This window comes from Paracoccaceae bacterium (assembly GCA_012103375.1).
In the GTDB taxonomy this organism is placed as follows: domain Bacteria; phylum Pseudomonadota; class Alphaproteobacteria; order Rhodobacterales; family Rhodobacteraceae; genus WLWX01.
Window position 1 is genome coordinate 3,716,971 of record WLWX01000001.1, and the last position, 19,211, is coordinate 3,736,181.

Here is a 19,211-nt window from a genome sequence, read left to right on the forward strand (position 1 = left end):
CGGACAAATGAGCACCGGGGACAGGAACGAGCACAGGACGGGGATGTGAGGTCAAATTACCACCACGGACACCGACGGCAGGATTCGGCGCTGGAACGCGCCTTTCCCGAACAGCGCCTGTTTTTGCGATCGGAAGGGGAAACCCGTTACCTTCGCTTCACGCCTAAAATTCAGCTGATTGCGCTGACCGGCTGCGCGCTGGTGCTTGGCTGGACGATTGTTGCCACCGCAATCCTGTTGATGGATTCAGTCGGTGTCGGAAACGTTCGCGATCAGGTTGCCCGCGATCAGCTGCTTTATGAAAAGCGTCTGGCCACGATGAGCCAATCCCGCGACGCCCGCGCCGAAGAAGCGCGGCTGGCACAGGAACGGTTCAACACCGCTTTGCAGCAAGTCTCGAACATGCAGTCAGAGCTGCTGGCCAGTGAAGACCGCCGCCGTGAGTTGGAAACCGGGATCAAAGTTGTTCAGACTGCTCTGCGCCGGACCATTCTGGAACGTGACGCCGCGATGGCCGAAGGTGAGATGCTGTCGGGGCTGCTGACCGATGATGGCACGGCAAGAACCGGCACCACCAGCCGCACGCGCGAGATTGCGACAACCGTCGATATGCTGGCGGACCTGCTGGATGTCACCGCTGCCGAGCGTGATATCGAATCCGTCGAATCCCAGGCGGCGCGTTCGGAATTGGAAGAACTTCTGCGCAAAAAGCGGATCGAGAATGATCGCACGGACCGGATTTTTGCGCAGCTGGAAGAGGCGCTGACCGTATCGGTTCAACCGCTGGAGAAAATGTTCAGTTCCGCCGGGGTTAACACTGACAACCTGATCGAGCAGGTGCGCCGGGATTATTCCGGTCAGGGCGGGCCGCTGGCGCCGCTGACGTTTTCAACCAAGGGCGAGGCGCCCGATGAAATGACCCTGCGCGCCAATGAGATCCTGTCCAGTCTTGACCAGATCAACCTGTACCGGCTGGCGGTCGAAAAGACGCCGTTCATGATCCCGCTTACGCAGTCTTTCCGCTATACCTCGGGGTTTGGCCCGCGCTGGGGCCGGATGCATTCGGGAACTGACTTCGCAGGTGCGCACGGATCGCCCATTCATGCCACCGCTGACGGCGTCGTGACCCATGCCGGGCGCGCAGGCGCCTATGGGAACCTGGTGAAAATCCAACACGCATACAGTTACGAAACACGCTATGCGCATGCCTCGAAAATTTATGTGAAAGTCGGGCAGAGGGTCTCGCGCGGGGATCGTATCGCTGCTATGGGGAACACAGGCCGGTCGACCGGCACACACCTCCATTATGAAATTCGGATCGGCGGCAAGGCCATCAATCCAATGCGATATATCAAGGCAGCGCGAGATGTTTTCTAAGAACAAATCCACCAACGAAGGTGCAACACCGGTCGATGGGCCGGCAAGCGGCGAAGGTGGGCCGCCACCTGCAAGCATCGCATCCGAAGCCTCGCCCGCAGCGCTTCCGGCGACGCGCGGCAAGCCGCCCGCATCGCTGCTGGCGGCGGATCTGACAATTGTCGGGAACATCAAGACATCAGGCGATGTTCAGATCGAGGGCAAGATCGAAGGCGACATCCGCGCCCATCTGCTGACCATCGGCGAAAGCGCCACGATCAAGGGTGAATGCCTGGCCGACGATGTGGTTGTGCATGGCCGGGTGATCGGAAAAGTGCGCGGTTTGAAAGTGCGCCTGACGGCCACGGCGCGGGTCGAAGGTGATATCGTTCACAAGACCATCGCGATCGAAAGCGGCGCGCATTTCGAAGGCTCGGTCCAGCGTCAGGATGATCCGCTGAACGCCGCGGGCAAGCCCCGCGCGATTGCGCGGGCGACGGTGGAAAGCTGAGGGCTGATGCGGTTGCCATCTCGGCAGATTGCAGCGCTACGGGCAAGCTTCAATTGACGTAAATGGTGCGGGCTTTGCGACGTCTGAGGCTGGACGGCTGCTTGCTTGTCTTTCAGTTCGTTTCGGCCTGAAACGGGTATTCACCGATACACCGCAAGCCGGGCGCGTGCTGGACCGGTGAGCGGGCGCTGCACCGTTGAGTTTGCATGATTTTTGGCGCCGGTTTGGCCACCAACTCGCCTGGATGCGCCAAGTTCAGACCAGCGCCTGACCGGCGGGGCCGGTCGGGCGCGCGCGCCCTATCGTCCCTTGAACAGCGTTCCGAAGATGCCGCGCACGATGCGCCGCCCGGTGGTTCCCTTCAGCTCTTTCACGACCACCTTGGCCAGCGCCCCGCCAAAGCTGTCGTCCTTGCGCATTCGCCTGCGAGAGGTGGAGCGCTCGACCCGCTCTCCCTTATAGCGCCGCCCGGTGCGGTATTCGCGCTCGGCCGCCTCGGCCGCCTCGGCCTCCTCCTCTCGCGCTTCGGCCTCAGCCGCTTCTTTCGCGGCTTTTTCGGCGCGGGCTGTCAGAATCTCGAAGGCGCTTTCGCGGTCTTTCAGATGTTCGTATTTCCCGGCAATCGGTGACGTCTTGATCAGCGCTTCACGGGCCGAGTGCTCGATCGGGCCCAGCCGCGACGACGGCGGGCGGATCAGCGTGCGTTCGACGACGCCGGGCGCGCCCTTTCGTTCCAGCATCGAGGTCACAGCCTCGCCCACGCCAACCTCGCGAATGGCGGATTCCACATCGAAGCGCGGATTGGCGCGATAGGTCTGCGCTGCGCGCGCAAGGTTGCGTTGATCACGCCCGGTGAAGGCGCGCAGGGCATGCTGGATGCGGTTGCCAAGCTGACCCAGAATATCCTCAGGCACGTCCGCCGGGTTCTGAGTGATGAAGAACACCCCGACCCCTTTAGAGCGGATCAGCCGCGCCACCTGTTCCACCTTGTCGACCAGCGCCTTGGGGGCATCGTCGAACAGCAGGTGCGCCTCGTCAAAGAAGAACACCAGCTTGGGTTTTTCGGGGTCGCCGACTTCGGGCAGTTCCTCGAACAGCTCACTCAGCAGCCACAGCAGGAAGGTCGAATAGAGGCGCGGCGACGACATCAGCTTGTCGGACGCCAGGATCGAGATGCGGCCCCGCCCATCGGTGTCAGTGCGGAAAATGTCCGAGATTTCCAGCGCAGGTTCCCCGAACAACCTGGTGCCACCCTGATTGTCGAGCACCAGCAATTGGCGCTGGATCGCGCCGATGGAACTGGTCGAGACATTGCCGTAACGCAAGCTCAACTCGGCCTTATTCTCGCCCACCCAGATCAGCAGTGCGCGCAGATCTTTGAGGTCCAGCAGCGGCATGCCTTCGTCGTCGGCGACGCGGAATGCGATGTTCAGGATGCCTTCCTGTGCGTCCGTCAATTCCATCAGGCGGGCCAGCCGCAGCGGCCCCATTTCGGCAACCGTGGTGCGGATCGGGTGACCCTGATCGCCAAACAGATCCCAGAAAGTCACCGGGAAGGATTCGTAAACATAGTCGGTGAAGCCGATTTTTTCGGCGCGGCTGGTAAAGGCCTCCTGCAGCTTGAATTCAGCGCTGCCAGCCTCGGCCAGGCCGGAAAGATCGCCTTTCACATCCGACAGGAACACCGGAACCCCCTGGGCCGAAAAGCTTTCGGCCAGGATTTGCAACGTCACCGTTTTGCCGGTTCCGGTCGCCCCTGCGATCAGGCCGTGACGGTTGGCATATTCCAGCAACATGCCCTGCGGATCACGGTACTCTTCGCCGCCACCACCGATAAAAATTGTGTCAGACACACCGCCCGCCCCCTGAAAGAAAACTCACTTCGCCCAACATACAAACTTAACCCAAACCTGCCAGTGTTGTTACAGCCCGGGCAGCGCGTGTGTTGGTTTGTTGTCTGGGTGGCCCGTCTGAAAAATGGACAATCCACCGCCAAATTCGCCGATTGTTTTCAGCGGCTTGTCGGCATTACTTAACGTCACGGAATTCACTGTTGACGCAACGCTGTCTTGCCCTTAGTTTCTGCGCCAATGACTAAGTCGGCCAGTCCGACGGGGAGAAAAGAATGCGGAAAAAGGGTCGAATTCGACCCTTTTTTTGTGTCTGGCGCCTGCCCCGCCGCAGTCGCGCATTTGTGGCCTGACACTGGCGTGACGGCATGATAAATCCCCCCGGGAAACACGACTTTTAACGAATGACGAGGCACCGATGTCTGATCTGATGAAATCCCTGGTACTTGGCCTGGCACTGGCCTTTGGCGGCGCAGCCTGGGCGCAGGACGAAAATGCAGCCGCGCCAGCGGGCGCAACGGCCGAGGGCGAAGCGCCCAAAGGGCCCTATCTGGCAGGAAACTTTGACGACTGGGAAATGCGGTGTCAGGCGGTCCCGGACGGGGAAGATCGCTGCCATCTGTACCAGTTGCTGAAGGATTCCAACGACAATTCGGTGGCCGAGATTTCTATCTTCGGCTTGGCCAAGGGCGGCAAGGCCGCTGCCGGGGTCACGATCATTACGCCGCTGGCCACGATGTTGCCACCGGGCATCGCGATGAAAGTGGACAATGGCAAGGTGACACGCCGGCCGTTTACCTTCTGCGCAGCGATCGGGTGTTTTTCGCGGTTTGGCCTTGCTGAAGCCGAAGTCGCGGCGTTCAAGCGCGGCGCCAAGGCGGATTTGCAAATCGTACCGGCGGCCGCTGAGAATAAGACGGTTGATCTGTCGGTATCCCTGAAAGGGTTCACCGCTGGTTTTGACGCCGTGAACGCCGCCAACGGCACCAACTGAGGCGGCGCCGGCTAAGCCTGCCTGAGCGCCAGTACAGCGTTCAACCCGCCAAAAGCAAATGCATTCGACAGCGCGACGTCCACCCGGGCGTCGCGCGCGTCGTTTGGGACAACGTCCAGCGGACAATCCGGGTCCGCCTTTTGATGGCCGATTGTCGGGGCCACCACGCCGTCGCGCAGCGCCATCAGACAGGCCAGCAACTCGACCGCGCCAGTGCCACCGATGCAGTGCCCGTGCATCGCCTTGGTCGAGGAAACCATCAGATCTGCGGCGTGATCCCCAAACACCTGCGCAATTGCGGCGCATTCTGTCCGGTCGTTGGCCGCCGTGCCGGTGCCATGCGCGTTGACATAGCTGACGTCCGCGGGCGCGATTCCGGCATCGCGCAACGCACCTGATATCGCCCGCGCCGCACCATCCTGCGACGGCATCACGATGTCGGACGCGTCCGAGGTCATGGCAAAGCCGACAACCTCGGCCAGGATATCGGCGCCACGGGCCGCCGCGTGGTCCCATTCCTCAAAAACATAGACCGCTGCGCCTTCGCCCTGAACCATCCCGTTGCGGGTGGCGCAGAACGGGCGGCAGGCATCGCGGGACATCACGCGCAACCCTTCCCAGGCCTTGATGCCGCCGAAACACAGCATCGCCTCGGACCCGCCGGTCAGCATCACCGGCGCCGCGCCCGAGCGCACCAAATGGAACGCCTGCCCCATTGCGTGATTGGACGACGCACAGGCCGTGCTGACTGCGTAAGTCGGGCCGCGCAGCCCGTGGATCATCGACACATGGCTGGCCGCCGCATTGGCCATCAGGCGCGGCACAACGAAGGGATGCACCCGGTTCTTGCCGTCTTCATAGACAAGGCGAAAATTTTCGTCCTGGGTGCCAAGCCCGCCGCCCGAGGTGCCGATAATCGCGCCCGAACGATCCGCAAGGTCGCCCTCAAACCTCAGGCCAGAGGCGGCAACCGCCTGCTGGGCCGCGATCAGTGCAAACTGCGTGAACCGGTCGTAAAGCGCGATCTGCTGGCGCGACCAATGTTCGTCTTCGTCGTAGCCCTTAACCTGCGCGCCAATGCGCACCTGCAGACGGTCCGCATCGCGCAGGTCCAGCGGGCCGACGCCGCACTGCCCCTCGGCCATGGCGGCATGCGTTTGTTCGACTGAATGGCCCAGCGCGTTGATCGTCCCGGCGCCGGTGATTGCAACCCGTTTCATGCAGCGCGCGCCGCGATCAGGCCTTCGACAGCCCCGATGATGGCGGCAACCGACGAAATGTCGAAAGCACTGTCCTGTGGAGTGTTGGTGTTGAATGGCACTTCGACGTCAAATTCTTCCTCGATCGAGAAGATCGCCTCGACCAGGCCGATGCTGTCGATACCAAGGTCTTCCAGGGAATGGTCCGTCGAAACGTCGATGGGTTCCAGCACCGCCTGTTGGGCTAAAATGCGAATGACCCTGTCTTTCACACTCTGCGACATGAACTGCCCCGATCAGAAATGAACCTGCTGTCGCGGCTGATTTAGTCGTTCGCAGCGGGCTTTTGAACCGCTTTCTTAAGCGTCGCAACGTCGCGGGCCAGACGCGGCAGGCGGCGCAGGGCCTTGTAGCTGTCGATACTGGTCTGCATCGGCACCGCGGGATAGCCCAGCATGGCCCGCCCGGCGGGGACATTCGACATGATGACGCTGCCGAAACCGGCAATCACGCCGTCACCAATGAAGATATTGTCCTGCACACAGACGCGCCCACCCAGCACGACCTGATCGCCAATCTCAACCGATCCGGCTATCCCGACCTGCCCGCATAACAACACGTTACGGCCGATCCGGCAGTTGTGGCCGACATGCACCATGTTGTCGAGTTTGGTGCCGTCGCCAATGGTGGTCGCCCGGATAGTGCCCCGGTCGATGGTTGAATTTGCGCCGAATTCGACATCATCGCCGATTTCGACCGTGCCCAGCGAATGGATACGCTCCCAGGGTTGGGCGTCTGTCGGGGTGTCCGCGCCCAGCGTTTCGCGCACGGTTTCGACGGCCGATTTTTCCGCCGTCACGAACGAGAATCCGTCCGCTCCGATGACACCACCGGGTTGGGCGGTGAAGCGGTCGCCGATCTTTACCCGCGCGCCGATCCGCAGACCGGGATGGATCAACGCGTCGTCGCCGATCTGCGCGCCTTCGGCGATGCTGACATGGGCAGCAATGCGGGCGTTTGCCCCGATGCGCACGCCGCGCCCAATGACGACAAAGGGGCCGATGGCGGCCCCGGCCGCGATCTGCGCGCTTGGGTCGATCACGGCGCTGGAGTGAATGCCGGGCGCAACCTCGGGGCCCGGATCGAACAGCGCGGTGACGCCCGCCATTGCAAGGCGCGCGCGGGGCACCTCCACAGCGCCCGACAGGCCCAGCGCCTGCCAGTCCGCCCCGGGCCAGACCAGAGCGGCGCGCGCGCGGCCCTTGGTCAGACCGTCGGCATAGGCCGGGTTCATCGCCATCGCCAACTGGTCAGGCGCGGCATCCGCCGGTTCCGCCGCCCCGCTGAGCGGCAATGTCCCGTCGCCCAGAACCGGCGCGCCCAGCGCGCTGGCAATATCGGCCAGGGTGAATGTGGTCATCTGTTGCGGGCTTTCAGACATCGTGCTCAGGCCGCTGCCTCAACCGCTGCGACCACACCGTCAACGACTTCGGCCAGAAGCCCCTCATCCTCACACTCGGCCATGACGCGGATCAAAGGCTCGGTTCCCGACTTGCGGATCAATAGGCGACCGGTGCCGTTTAACTGGTGTTCGGCATCGGCAATCGCCGCCTGTACCGGTACTGCATTGGTCGGGTCAGGGCCTGCATAGCGGACGTTCTTCAACAGCTGTGGCACGGGGGTGAAGCTTTGCGTCAGCACGCTGGCCTTGACCTCGGTACGTACCATCTCGGCAAGGAATTGCAGCCCGGCGGCCAGCCCGTCGCCGGTTGTGCCGAAATCGGTCATGACGATATGGCCCGATTGCTCACCACCCAGATTGAAGCCGCCTGCACGCATCGCTTCGACCACATAGCGGTCGCCGACGGCAGTGCGCATCAGGTCCAATCCGCGTTTTTTGAGGAAGCGTTCCAACCCCAGATTGCTCATCACCGTGGCGACAAGCATGTTTTCGTTCAGCCACCCCTCGTCCGCCCAGCGCGCCGCCAGCAGCGCCATCAGCTGATCGCCGTCCGCCACACGCCCGTTCTGATCCAGGATCATCACCCGGTCGGCATCCCCGTCCAGGCAGATGCCCACATCCGCGCCGTGCGCCACAATGGATTCAGCGGCCAGCGAGGTATTGGTCGACCCGCAGCCATTGTTGATATTGGTGCCATTCGGGCTGACCCCGACGGGGATCACCTCGGCCCCCAACTCCCACAGGACTTCGGGCGCGGCGCGATAGGCGGCCCCGTTGGCGCAATCCACCACGACCTTCAGCCCGTCCAGCCGCAGCCCGCGGGGAAAGCTGGCCTTGGTCCGTTCCACATAGCGCCCCCGGCCATCGTCGATCCGGGTGGCGCGGCCAATCTCGGCCGGCGGCACGGGGGCCACGTCGCCCTGCACCATGGCGGCAATCTCGGCCTCGGCCTCATCACTCAGCTTGAAACCATCGGGGCCGAAGAACTTGATGCCGTTGTCCTGGTGCGGATTGTGGCTGGCCGAGATCATGATCCCCAGATCGGCGCGCATGGACCGTGTCAGCAAGCCAACCGCCGGGGTCGGCACCGGGCCTAGCAGCAGCACATCCATGCCGGTGCTGGTCAGGCCCGCAGTCAGCGCGTTTTCGATCATGTAACCGCTAAGGCGCGTGTCCTTGCCGATCACCACCCGGTGCCGGATCTGCCCATCGGTGCGAAAATACCGCCCCGCCGCCGCGCCAAGTCGCAAGCACATATCGGCGGTCATCGGCCACTCATTAGCCCTGCCGCGCACGCCGTCGGTTCCAAACAATGGTTTGCTCATGCCTGTCCCATTCCCGTTGCCGCCTGCCACAGGGTGACGGCTTGTTTTGTCGCTTCCATATCATGAACGCGGGTGATCTGCACGCCCTGCGCCAGCCCTGCCAGCGCGACGGCGAGTGATCCCGGCATCCGGTCATCCGCATCCGCGGCCCCCGCCAGCGTTCCGATAAAGCGCTTGCGCGACGCCCCCAGCAGGATCGGACAGCCAAGGCCATGAAACAGCGACAGCCCGCGCAGCAGCGCCCGATTATGATCCACCGTCTTGCCAAATCCGATACCCGGATCAACCACGATCCGGTCCGCCGCAATCCCTGCTGCGCGCGCCGCAGCGACCCGCCCGGCGAGGTAGTCATATACGTCCAGCAGAACATCGTCATAGCGCGGCGCGTCCTGCATCGTCGCCGGATCGCCCTGCGCATGCATCAGGATCACCGGGGCGTTCGCGTCGGCGACCACGGTGGCCAGTGCCGGATCAAAGCCGAGCGCGGCCACGTCATTGACGATATCGGCCCCTGCCTGCAAAGCCGCCTGCGCCACGGAGGCCTTGCGCGTATCGATTGACAGCGCGCCGTCATACCCGTGCCGCAGCGCCTCGATTACCGGCGCCGTGCGTGCAATCTCATCCGCCACTGAAACCTCGGCCGCGCCGGGGCGGGTACTTTCGCCGCCGATGTCGAGGATATCCGCCCCGCCCGAAGCCATCGCGCGGGCATGGGCCAGCGCCACGTCAGGGTCGAAGAACCGCCCGCCGTCCGAAAAACTGTCCGGCGTCACATTCAGAATGCCCATCAGGCGCGGCTGGGTCAGATCAAGTCCGGCCAGCGGCGCGCGGGGCGCGGTGATTGCAGCAAGCGTGTCGTCCGGAATTTCCGACGTAGCCACGACCTTGCGCACACCGCCTCGCTCGATCCGCTCGGCATGGGTAAACCAGCCCCAGCCCCCGGCCACGGGCTGCGCACCGGCAGGCCGGGCGGCGTCGATCTGGACAAGGGGGCGGTAATAGCTGTTCATGCCACGGCTATCGGCAATCGGCCCCGCCTTGGCAAGGATCACCCCAGAGAGAGTGTTTCAGTTTCGACAGAAATCGCCGGAGTTCTGACGCCTGCGGGCAAATCCCTGCCGACGACCACCAGTTTCTGCGCACCCAGCCGGTCAGCCATCCAACCCGCCAGGACGGCCCCTTCAGCGGCCGCATCCGGCGCCCCCGGCGTGTCGAGCAGTATTTTCCCCGGCGCCCAGAGTGTTAGCCGCCCCTGTGCAAGCGCCCAGTCAACTTCGGTACGGGTGGCGGCGACATGGGCCTTGGCGTGCAGCATCGACAGCGCCCAGGTCGCGGCGTCGCGGGTCAGCAGGGCGATGCGGCGCTGCGCTTCGTTCGATGGCGCGGCGATATCCGCATCAGCGCAAACCAGAACCGGTTTTTCCTGATGATGCAGATAGTCCAGCCATTTGACCGCAGCCTCGGGCGCGCCGGTCAGCGCGCCAAGGTCCACGACGACAGGCGGGGTCGCACCGCTGGCCGCCTGTTTGCTGCTTTGGCGCACAACCTCGATCCCCAGAGCGCCCGGTCCACGGTCCAGCTTTTCAATGCGAATCCAGACCTGTCGCGCCTGTGGTTCAGCCAGAAGGCGAAGCGAGATACGCTCGGCCAGCGTTTCCAGCAGGGCAAGGCGCTCTGCCGCAAGCTCGGCCCGGATCGCATCGGCGATGGTATCATAGGACAGGATGCGGTCGACGTCGTCGCCGACCTCCGCATCCGGCGGGGCAACGGCCACGACAACCGAAAATTGCAGGCGCTGTTTCGTGCCACGCTCAACCTCGAACGCGCCGATTTCGACGTCGACAGGGAAGTCGCGCAAGGAAATCCGATCTGCATCCGGCGCATCCGCGCGGGCGCGATCCTCAAGCGGGCCGAAGCTGAGTGAGACGGAGTCGGTCATCAAAGCCGGGTTAGCGTATGATCGGTCCGGGATGAACCAGAAAAGGCGGGCGAGATGATCGGTTTGGGATGCGGCGCTGCTGGTCTGGATGTCCGAGGATCGCCGGGCAAGCCAGTGAATGCAAAAAGGTCCACCAATGTCCACATCACGCAAAAAAGCGGCCCGGGACTTGCCCGGGCCTGCCATTCAATCCGTCAGATCAACTGAGCCGGATAAACGATTATGAGCGATAGAATTTGTGCACGCCGATGATCACGGTCCGGTCGAACGCACGCGCCCAACGCGGGTTTACCGCCTTGGTGTGGTAATGATCCGACCCCTTGGTCAACTTGCGGTCCGCACCATCCAGCATCACGCGGGCAATCTTGCCCACCAGTGCGCGTGCCCCTTTTTCGCGGTAAACCTCCGGATAGCGGTCACAGGCGTAAGAGAACTGGCAACCGCGCGGGTTGTTTACGCCCTGCTTGATGACGCCGCAGACCGAATTCGGAAAACGCTTGCTGTCGACGCGGTTCAGGATCACCTCGGCCACGGCAAAGATGCCCTTGACGCTTTCGCCGCGCGCTTCGAAGTACAGCGCTTCGGTCATGCAGCGCCAGTCACGCCCGCCTTTGGCAACCGGCAGGCTGTCAACATAGGCGCGAGTGTATTGCACCGGGCCTGGCCCCTTGACCGGGCCTTGCACCGGGTGTGGCCGGATCATCTTGGTCATCGTGTCGGGCACTGACGCCGTCAGCGGCTGGGTCTTGTCGCCCAGCAGTCCGGCCAGATTCTCGGCCAGCGATGGCGCGGGCACCATCGGCACGATCACGCTGGCCTCGACGACCTGTTCGGTCACTGTCGGAGCAGTCGGCGTCATTGTCACCACAGGGCGCGTATTCGGTGCCGACGTGTCCCCGGTAAATTCCTGAATCATCAAAGCGGTGGTCAATCCACCGCAAAAGGCAACCAATGCCACCCCGAGGGTGGCAACCTGGCGAGAGCCGTCCATGTCTTTCGTCCCTACATCTGTCGCGCCAACCGTCCCGGCGCCCTGCATCCATACATTCTGGCGACCCAATCTCCCCGATCGCCGTGGGGGGCCTTAAAGGAGTTAATCTTGCAAATCCACCCCCGGTGCGTAAACACCCGCGTGATTTCGGCGCATTGTGGGACGACAATCATCCAATATGGGCGCTTTTTGGCCCAGAACTGGCGACAAAACGCGCTTTACGCCCGCGTCAAGTTGTCACCCCACGCTAAAGTTGTGCGGATTTCGTGCCAGCCCGGATCGCCAATTGCGCCGCCGCCAGCCGCGCCAGCGGCACCCGGAAGGGCGAGGCGCTGACGTAATCGTACCCCGCGCGGCGGCAAAACTCGATGCTTTCGAGGTCGCCGCCATGTTCGCCGCAGATCGACAGGGTCACATCGGGACGCGCCGCCCGCCCACGCTGCGCGCCGATGCGTAACAATTCGCCCACGCCGTCTTCGTCCAGGCGGTGGAACGGGTCTTCGGGGAAGACACCCTGGCTGACATATTCGCTCATGAAGCGTCCGGCATCGTCGCGCGACAGGCCATAGGTCATCTGCGTCAGGTCGTTGGTCCCAAAGCTCAGGAATTCAGCATAGCGCGCAATCTCGTCCGCGCGCAGCGCGGCGCGCGGGGTTTCGACCATAACCCCAAGGCGGAACGAGAATTCTGTGCCGCTTTCGGCCCGCACGGCGGCGGCCACCGCGTCGATGCGGCTTTTGACCAACTCAACCTCCCGAAAGGCCGAAACCAGGGGGATCATCACCTCGGGCACCACGGGGTTGCCGGCGCGGGTCGCTTCGACCGTTGCCTCGAAAATGGCGCGTGCCTGCATTTCATAGATCTCGGGCATGGCCACGCCCAGCCGCACCCCGCGCATCCCCAGCATCGGGTTGAATTCGGTCAGCGAGGCGACGCGACGCGTCACGTCCTTCAACGGCATCCCCAAGGCATCCGCCAATTCGCGCAGGCCCGAGCGTGAATTCGGCAGGAATTCATGCAGCGGCGGATCCAGCAGGCGAATGCAGACGGGCCGCCCCTCCATAATGCGGAACAGCTGCGCGAAATCGGCCCGCTGCATCGGCAGCAAGCGGTCCAGCGCGCCCTGCCTGTCATCGGGACCATCGGCAAAGATCATCTCGTGCATCACAGTCAGGCGGTCAGCTTCGTAAAACATGTGCTCGGTCCGGCACAGCCCGATGCCGCTGGCCCCGAAGGTGGCGGCAACCTGCGCTTCTGCGACGGTATCGGCATTGGCGCGCACGTCGATATCCTGATGATCGCTGGCCCAATCCATCAGGGTGCGGAAACTGTCGCCAAGCGCCGGTTCCAGCAGCGGCGCGGCCCCGGCCAGCGCCTCACCCGCTGTTCCGTCAAGCGTCACCACGTCGCCGGCGTTCAGCACCCGCCCGTCACGCGTCGTCAGCGTCTGGTCGGCGGCGTCGATAGCGATGCGCGATGCGCCCACCACACAGGGCAGGCCCAGCCCGCGTGCGATCATGGCCGCGTGGCTGGTCCTGCCGCCGCGTTCCGTCAGCACCGCGACGGCGGCGTGCATGCCGCGAATATCCTCGGGCGTGGTTTCATGGCGCACCAGGATCGAGGGTTCGCCCCGCGCCGCATTGGCCTGCGCCGCCTCGGCCGTGAACACCAGCACGCCGGTCGCCGCGCCCGGGCTGGCCGCGATGCCCTGCGCCACGACGTCGCGCGCGCCCGATGGATCAACCTGCCGGTGCAGCAGTTCATTCAAGGCGCGCGGTTCGATCCGCAGCAGCGCTTCGGCCTTCGGGATCACGCCATCTTCGGCCAGCGCCACCGCAATCCGCACCGCCGCACGGCTGTTGCGCGCGATACGCACCGCGTCCAGAACAAACAGGCGCCCGTCGCTGACGGTGAATTCCACTTGCATTTCTTCACGCAGGCGCTGGCGGCAAATGCCGCCGATGCGGATCAGATCGGCGAAAACATCCGGGCACAGTTCCTGAAGCGAGGGGCCACGCTCATCACGCGTCAGATATATGGCGCCCTCGAGACCCGTCAGCGCATCGCGCCCCTGGCTTTGGCTGAGGTAGCGCCCGGTCACGATATCCTGGCCCGTGTCCGAGCTGACAAACTGGATCACACCAGAGCCGCTTTCCGCAGGCCCCACGCCCAGCGCCATTTCCTGCACCACAAGGCCCAGCCCCGCGTCGGCGGGCGCGCCGCGTGCTTCGCGCAGGATACGGGCCGAGGTGCCTTCCCATGCCCGCGCCATCGAGGACAGCACCGCGGCAAGCTGATGCGCGTGATCCTGCGGGAAGGGTTCGTCCGCTTCGTCTTTGTAGGCGGCCAGCAGACGTTGCAGAGTGTCGGCATCTGTCTGGTCGGTTTCGAACTCATCCGGGTCCAGATGGGCGACATCCACTGCATAGGCTTGCAGAAACCGCACATAGAGCGCGGTTGCGGCGGCCTCTCCCAATGTTTCGCTTAGTGCGGCGTGATGCGCATCATTCATGCCGATATTCAGGATCGCGCCGGGACCGCCCCAGTCGGGATCTTCGCTTGAAGGTCGCACCGACAGCAGCGCGCCTGCATCGAACTGGCCCAGCAACGCGGCAAGATCGGGCATCTGGCCCTGAGCGATTGCGCGAACGGTCGGGAACGGCAGCGCCACGGTGCGCGGCACCGGCAGGTCCAGCCGGATCAGGCGTTGCAGACATTTCGCGCGCCCACCATGCAGCGCCGCCGACATGGGGGCCGTCGGCGTGATCTCGGTCATCTGGCTCAGGTCGCTATGCTGCACCGCGGCATCCTTTCGCGCCGCAGCATAGCGAGGATTGATGGTCGGGCAAGGGTGAAGGCGTTCAATGCAGGATCAGACAACAATGTCAGGATCATTGTTTTTTTGAACGGCGCGAAGTGACCGTCGCCGACCGTTCCTTTTCGCCCCGGATCAAGCCCGTCAGGGCGCCGGGCGAGCGCCTGTCTGCCCGGCGGGCAGGCGCTTTCGCGACGGATCGCTATTCACAGACCTTCAGGCTAACGCGGCGCCATAAATTGCCCAACGCACCCGGCGTGAACGCCTACCCCCAGACAGACGCTCACCCGGCTTGCCCGCGGCCCCTACCCGTCCAGCTTGGTCAGGTCGGCGACACTCAGGCAGATCGTCCTGATCCGGCTGAGCAGGTTCAGGCGGTTGCGGCGCAGGACCTGACTGTCGGCGTTCACCTGAACAGCATCGAAGAACCCGTCAATCGGGGCGCGCAGTCCGGCCATGGCGGTCATCGCGGCGCCGAAATCCTCGGCCTCCATCGCCGGGGCAATTTTGGCCTCGGCGGCGTCGAGGGCGGCGAACAGGGCGCGTTCTTCCTCGGTCTCGGCGAACTTCGGGTCGGCACCGTAGGAGTATTCCACCCCGTCCGCGTCCTCAGCCTGCGCCAGAATATTGTTGGCCCGCTTGAACCCCTGCACGAGGTTTTCCCCGTCGTCGGTCTTGAGGGTCTCCGACAGAGCCTCCGCCCGTTTGACCAACAGGGTCAGGTTGTCCGCCTGTGGCATGGCCAGGCAGGCGTCGATGACGTCATGGCGAATGCCCCGGTCGCGGAGGTAGGTTTTCAGGCGGTCGTGGAGGAAGGCGAGGAGGCTGTCGGTCGCTTGAGAAAGTTCTTGCACATGTTGATTTTTAAATTCGGCAACAAGATTTGCATGATGAGTTTTAAGTTTTGCCAACAGCTCTGTTGCACTCTCGCCTGCTACATTCAGATCATCGGCCAGTGCCGTTTTTGTCAGTGCCTGATAAAATGTGCCGACGCCAAATTGCTTGTTTGGTTGCAATGCATCCGATAGTGCACTGTTACTAATCAGTTCTTCTGCAATCTTCTCTTTTTCGTTCGCGACATCCATATCAGCACGAATGCGAACAGCAATTGGTCTGACCGTTTCCCAACTCACTGAACGATCATCTCGACGGTCTTGCAAAACCAACCGAATAACCCCCAGCGCGGCCCGCCTTAGTGCATAGGGGTCCTTGCTGCCGGTCGGCTTCTCATCAATCGCCCAGAACCCGGTCAGCGTGTCGATCTTGTCGGCCAGCGCTACGGCGACGCTCAGCGGGGCGGTGGGCACATCGTCGGACGGGCCGAGGGGGGCGTAGTGGTCCTGCGCCACCGCCGCGACCTCTGCCGAGGCACCGGACGCTTCCGCGTAGTACCGCCCCATAACCCCTTGAAGTTCCGGGAATTCATAGACCATTTCGGACGCCAGATCGAGCTTGGCCAGCCGTGCCGCCTCCGCAGCATCATCCGGATTCGCCCCGACGCTCGGCGCGATTTCCTTCGCCAGCGCGGCGATCCGGTCCACCCGTTCCGCCTGTGACCCCAGCTTGGCGTGGAACGTCACGTTTTCCAGCGCCGCGCGCCACTCGTCCATACCCGCCTTGGCGACGCGCAGGTCGTTCTCCCAGAAGAACGCGCCATCGGCCAGACGTGCCGACAGCACCCGCCCGTTACCTTCAAGGATCGTCGCACCATCATCCGAGGTTTCCCGGTTCGCGACGGTCACATAGCCCTCGATCCGCCCCGACTTCGGGTTCCGGACCGAGAAGAATTTCTGATGCTCTTTCATCGAGGTTTGAAGCACCTCTGCTGGAAGCCCCAGAAACGCCGCGTCAATCGCGCCCAGCAGCACCACCGGCCATTCGACCAGCCCGGCAACCTCTGCCAGCAGGCCCTTATCCTCAACCACTTCAAGGCCCCGCGCAAACGCCTGTTGCGTGGCGTCGTTCCAGATCGCCTCGGCCCGTTCCTCAGGGCGCAGCATCACGTTGGCGCGCTTCAGCTTCGCCTCATAATCCTCGAACCCCGTGACAGAAAACTGCCCCGGCACCATGAAGCGATGCCCTTCGGTACTGTCACCAGCCGTGATCCCGTCGATGGTCAGCGGCACGACCTCCGCCCCGCCCTCATCACTCAGGATGCACAGGATCGAATGTAGCGGACGCACCCATTTCAGTGGCCCCGCGCCCCAGCGCATCGATTTGGGCCAGGGAAAGCCGCGCACCGTGGCCTCCAACACCTCGGCCACAATCTCTCCCGCGTCGCGCCCGGGCTTGGCGATCACCGCGAACCAGACCTGCCCCTTCTTGTCGTCCCGCGCCTCCAACTGGTCCCTGGTCAGCCTGGTGGAGCGCAAGAACCCCTCGACCGCCTTTTCGGGCGCATCGACGCGCGGGCCTTTGCGTTCTTCACGGGTGTCGGCGGACCGATCGCTCAGCCCCTCAACCGTCAGGCACAACCGGCGGGGCGTCGCGAAGGCGGCGGCGCTGGCATAGGTCAGACCAGCCGCAACCAGACCGTCTGTCACCAACCGCTTCAGATCATCGCTGGCGCGCGCCTGCATCCGGGCGGGGATTTCCTCGGAAAAGAGTTCGATCAACAGATCCGGCATCGGTTCACTTCCTGAAAGTCGCGTTCAACTGATGCCAGGCAAAGGCCCGCCCATCAGGGTAAATGGCCAGCACCCGGTCGATGCCGTCCTCGATATTTTCCTCGGCCATGATCGCGGTGGCGCGCCCTGCTTCCAGATCACCGCCGATGGCCACTGCGTCAAAGCAGTCAAACCAGAACGGCGCGACCAGCGGTTCGGCATCTTTTGCAGGCGGGGCCATGGCAATCGCCGCTTCCGGGTCATCCAGCGTCATGCACCCCCGGAACCGGATCGGAGAGCTGTCCGAGGTGATGCCCTGAAACGCTTTCGGGTCCAGCGCCACATATTCGCCCGCCGCATCGACCAACTGGATCGTGGTCAGCCCGTCTTTCAGCCCGCCCTGCCCCAGCGCAACCTCGCGATAATAGCCATAGACCTGCAAATACCACATGGCTGCGCCGCCGATCAGCGCCGCCAGAACGATCCCGCTTGCCACCAGTTTGCCGGTCATGGCCAGTCCAGACTGATAAACGGCTTGGACAGTTTTGCCGCGTCACGCCGCATCTGTGCGACGACGGGGGTTTGCGACGGCTTCATACGCTCGTGCGTTTCCACGAACAGCGCGTCAAAGCCCTGCCGCGCCGGATCGGCAAATATCTGGGGCAGAATGTCGAACTCTGCCCCTTCGATATCCATCTTGACCAGCGCCACATTGCCGCCAAGGCGCGCAACCTCATCCGCGAAGGCGCGCTGTTCCACCTTGACGCCGTCTTCGACGAACTGCTCCGGATCGCTGAAATATATCGACGATGCCTGGCTGCGCTGTTGGGGCGTGCCGAGCGCTTCATGAACGCGGCGCAGGGTTGCGTGACCCGGCTTGCTTGCCAGGGCGACCTGGTGCAGCGACAATTGGGCAAATGGTCGACGTTTTCGCGTAACTGTCGGAACGTATCGGGGTCAGGTTCATAAGCGTGGACTGTCGCGCCGGTTGCGGCCAGCTGTTTCGTGACCACGCCGACATTGGCACCGCAATCCATGCAGGTATCACCCTGTTTCAGACGCGCAATATGTCTGTCGAACGCCTGGACAGAGGCGCGCCGCCGCAGCCGGCCCAGCCGCCGCCGCGCCCGACGCCCCAAATCCGTGTCGCGATGTTCCAGGTTTTGCAGCAGGAACATGACGGCAGGTTTTGGCAATATGCGCGACAGCGTTTTCAAGCTGCGCCGCCCGCCGCTGTGTCCAGCCAGGCATCCGCGCAGGCCTTGGTCAGTGCGCGCACCCGCCCGATATAAGCCTGCCGTTCAGTGACCGAGATGACGCCGCGCGCATCCAGCAGGTTGAACAGGTGGCTCGCCTTAATCGCCTGATCATAGGCGGGCTGGGCCATTACAATCGTGCGTCCGGTTTTCGGATCAACGGGCGCTTGGTCGAGGATGCGCGCAACCTCGGCCTCGGCATCTTTGAAGTGCTGTTCCAGCGCGCCGGTGTCGGCCACGTCGAAATTCCAGCGGGCGTATTGCGCCTCGGCCTCCTGAAACACATCGCCATAGGTCAGCGGGATCGGATCGTCGGGGTCGTTGAACGGCATCTTGTTGCCGTCGTCGAAACCGAGGACGTACATCGCGAGGCGTTCCAGACCATAGGTCAGTTCGCCAGAAACCGGCGCGCAATCATGGCCCGCGACCTGCTGGAAATAGGTGAACTGGCTGACCTCCATCCCGTCGCACCAAACCTCCCAGCCCAGGCCCCAGGCGCCCAGCGTCGGGCTCTCCCAGTCATCCTCGACAAAGCGGATATCGTGGATCGCACTATCGATCCCGATAGCGTCGAGCGACCCAAGGTACAGCGCCTGCAAATCCGGCGGGCTGGGTTTGATGATGACCTGAAACTGGTAATAATGCTGCCAGCGGTTCGGACTGTCGCCATAACGCCCGTCGGTTGGCCGGCGCGAGGGCTGGACATAGGCCGCCGCCCAAGGCTTCGGGCCCAGCGCGCGCAAAGTGGTCGCCGGGTGAAAGGTGCCCGCACCAACCTCCATATCATAGGGCTGCAGGATCGCGCAGCCCTGCCCGGCCCAATAGGCCTGCAGGCGCAGGATGATCTCTTGAAAGCTGCGCGGTTTTTTGAACGATTCAGGCATGTTTTGCGACCCAGTCAGAAGGC

Annotated in this window: 16 protein-coding genes; 3 read left to right on the forward strand and 13 right to left on the reverse strand. The window is 63.3% G+C overall.

Going from position 1 to position 19,211, the window contains the following annotated elements:
- Positions 1 to 90: 90 nt before the first annotated feature.
- Together GKR99_18980 and GKR99_18985 are read left to right on the forward strand one after the other, a co-directional pair.
- Entirely contained in the window at positions 91 to 1,377 is a 1,287-nt protein-coding gene (locus GKR99_18980; GenBank protein NKB29525.1) for a peptidoglycan DD-metalloendopeptidase family protein, read from the forward strand.
- Positions 1,367 to 1,867: a polymer-forming cytoskeletal protein gene (locus GKR99_18985; GenBank protein NKB29526.1), complete on the forward strand. Its 501-nt coding sequence runs from the start codon at positions 1,367 to 1,369 to the stop codon at positions 1,865 to 1,867. The genes GKR99_18980 and GKR99_18985 overlap by 11 nt, the downstream gene beginning before the upstream one ends.
- 299 nt (positions 1,868 to 2,166) lie before the next feature.
- Here GKR99_18985 and GKR99_18990 read toward each other — a convergent pair whose 3' ends face one another.
- Positions 2,167 to 3,720 (reverse strand): DUF853 family protein, encoded by a 1,554-nt coding sequence (locus GKR99_18990; GenBank protein NKB29527.1) that lies wholly within the window; start codon positions 3,718 to 3,720, stop codon positions 2,167 to 2,169.
- Positions 3,721 to 4,135: 415 nt separating this feature from the next.
- Between GKR99_18990 and GKR99_18995 the strand changes: the two genes are divergently transcribed.
- Positions 4,136 to 4,711 (forward strand): invasion associated locus B family protein, encoded by a 576-nt coding sequence (locus tag GKR99_18995; GenBank protein NKB29528.1) that lies wholly within the window; start codon positions 4,136 to 4,138, stop codon positions 4,709 to 4,711.
- Between the two features lie 11 nt (positions 4,712 to 4,722).
- Here the strand turns inward: GKR99_18995 and GKR99_19000 are convergent, their stop codons facing one another.
- The 12 genes from GKR99_19000 to GKR99_19055 all read right to left on the reverse strand — a co-directional run bounded on the left by GKR99_19000 (position 4,723) and on the right by GKR99_19055 (position 19,188).
- Entirely contained in the window at positions 4,723 to 5,931 is a 1,209-nt protein-coding gene (locus tag GKR99_19000; protein NKB29529.1) for a beta-ketoacyl-ACP synthase II, read from the reverse strand.
- The gene (locus GKR99_19005; GenBank protein NKB29530.1) at positions 5,928 to 6,194 is read right to left on the reverse strand and encodes an acyl carrier protein; all 267 of its coding nucleotides are present in this window, start codon (positions 6,192 to 6,194) and stop codon (positions 5,928 to 5,930) included. The genes GKR99_19000 and GKR99_19005 overlap by 4 nt, the downstream gene beginning before the upstream one ends.
- Before the next feature lie 41 nt (positions 6,195 to 6,235).
- Positions 6,236 to 7,330, reverse strand: a complete 1,095-nt coding sequence (lpxD, locus tag GKR99_19010; protein NKB29531.1) for a UDP-3-O-(3-hydroxymyristoyl)glucosamine N-acyltransferase — start codon at positions 7,328 to 7,330, stop codon at positions 6,236 to 6,238.
- 26 nt (positions 7,331 to 7,356) lie between these two features.
- On the reverse strand, positions 7,357 to 8,697 hold the full coding sequence (locus tag GKR99_19015; protein ID NKB29532.1) for a phosphoglucosamine mutase: 1,341 nt from the start codon (positions 8,695 to 8,697) through the stop codon (positions 7,357 to 7,359).
- Positions 8,694 to 9,707: a dihydropteroate synthase gene (gene folP / locus GKR99_19020; GenBank protein ID NKB29533.1), complete on the reverse strand. Its 1,014-nt coding sequence runs from the start codon at positions 9,705 to 9,707 to the stop codon at positions 8,694 to 8,696. The genes GKR99_19015 and folP overlap by 4 nt, the downstream gene beginning before the upstream one ends.
- Before the next feature lie 38 nt (positions 9,708 to 9,745).
- Positions 9,746 to 10,636: a diguanylate cyclase gene (locus tag GKR99_19025; protein ID NKB29534.1), complete on the reverse strand. Its 891-nt coding sequence runs from the start codon at positions 10,634 to 10,636 to the stop codon at positions 9,746 to 9,748.
- A 220-nt stretch (positions 10,637 to 10,856) separates the two neighbouring features.
- Positions 10,857 to 11,435, reverse strand: coding sequence for a cell wall hydrolase (locus GKR99_19030; protein NKB29535.1), 579 nt, complete (start codon positions 11,433 to 11,435; stop codon positions 10,857 to 10,859).
- 439 nt (positions 11,436 to 11,874) lie between these two features.
- Entirely contained in the window at positions 11,875 to 14,403 is a 2,529-nt protein-coding gene (locus GKR99_19035; protein ID NKB29536.1) for a pyruvate, phosphate dikinase, read from the reverse strand.
- Between the two features lie 344 nt (positions 14,404 to 14,747).
- Positions 14,748 to 17,069: a glycine--tRNA ligase subunit beta gene (locus GKR99_19040; GenBank protein NKB29537.1), complete on the reverse strand. Its 2,322-nt coding sequence runs from the start codon at positions 17,067 to 17,069 to the stop codon at positions 14,748 to 14,750.
- 4 nt (positions 17,070 to 17,073) lie between these two features.
- Positions 17,074 to 17,559 (reverse strand): histidine kinase, encoded by a 486-nt coding sequence (locus GKR99_19045; GenBank protein ID NKB29538.1) that lies wholly within the window; start codon positions 17,557 to 17,559, stop codon positions 17,074 to 17,076.
- Entirely contained in the window at positions 17,556 to 17,957 is a 402-nt protein-coding gene (locus tag GKR99_19050; GenBank protein ID NKB29539.1) for a hypothetical protein, read from the reverse strand. Before GKR99_19050 ends, GKR99_19045 begins: the two co-directional genes overlap by 4 nt.
- Positions 17,958 to 18,261: 304 nt before the next feature.
- The gene (locus GKR99_19055) at positions 18,262 to 19,188 is read right to left on the reverse strand and encodes a glycine--tRNA ligase subunit alpha (protein ID NKB29540.1); all 927 of its coding nucleotides are present in this window, start codon (positions 19,186 to 19,188) and stop codon (positions 18,262 to 18,264) included.
- Positions 19,189 to 19,211: the final 23 nt, after the last annotated feature.

Coding starts and splice junctions, on each gene's coding strand:
- GKR99_18985 (NKB29526.1), top strand. CDS start 1,367: ATGTTTTCTAAGAACAAATCCACCAACGAAGGTGCAACACCGGTCGAT.
- GKR99_18995 (NKB29528.1), top strand. CDS start 4,136: ATGTCTGATCTGATGAAATCCCTGGTACTTGGCCTGGCACTGGCCTTT.
- GKR99_19000 (NKB29529.1), bottom strand. CDS start 5,931: ATGAAACGGGTTGCAATCACCGGCGCCGGGACGATCAACGCGCTGGGC.
- GKR99_19005 (NKB29530.1), bottom strand. CDS start 6,194: ATGTCGCAGAGTGTGAAAGACAGGGTCATTCGCATTTTAGCCCAACAG.
- lpxD (NKB29531.1), bottom strand. CDS start 7,330: ATGACCACATTCACCCTGGCCGATATTGCCAGCGCGCTGGGCGCGCCG.
- GKR99_19015 (NKB29532.1), bottom strand. CDS start 8,697: ATGAGCAAACCATTGTTTGGAACCGACGGCGTGCGCGGCAGGGCTAAT.
- folP (NKB29533.1), bottom strand. CDS start 9,707: ATGAACAGCTATTACCGCCCCCTTGTCCAGATCGACGCCGCCCGGCCT.
- GKR99_19025 (NKB29534.1), bottom strand. CDS start 10,636: ATGACCGACTCCGTCTCACTCAGCTTCGGCCCGCTTGAGGATCGCGCC.
- GKR99_19030 (NKB29535.1), bottom strand. CDS start 11,435: ATGGTGCCCGCGCCATCGCTGGCCGAGAATCTGGCCGGACTGCTGGGC.
- GKR99_19035 (NKB29536.1), bottom strand. CDS start 14,403: ATGACCGAGATCACGCCGACGGCCCCCATGTCGGCGGCGCTGCATGGT.
- GKR99_19040 (NKB29537.1), bottom strand. CDS start 17,069: ATGCCGGATCTGTTGATCGAACTCTTTTCCGAGGAAATCCCCGCCCGG.
- GKR99_19045 (NKB29538.1), bottom strand. CDS start 17,559: ATGACCGGCAAACTGGTGGCAAGCGGGATCGTTCTGGCGGCGCTGATC.
- GKR99_19055 (NKB29540.1), bottom strand. CDS start 19,188: ATGCCTGAATCGTTCAAAAAACCGCGCAGCTTTCAAGAGATCATCCTG.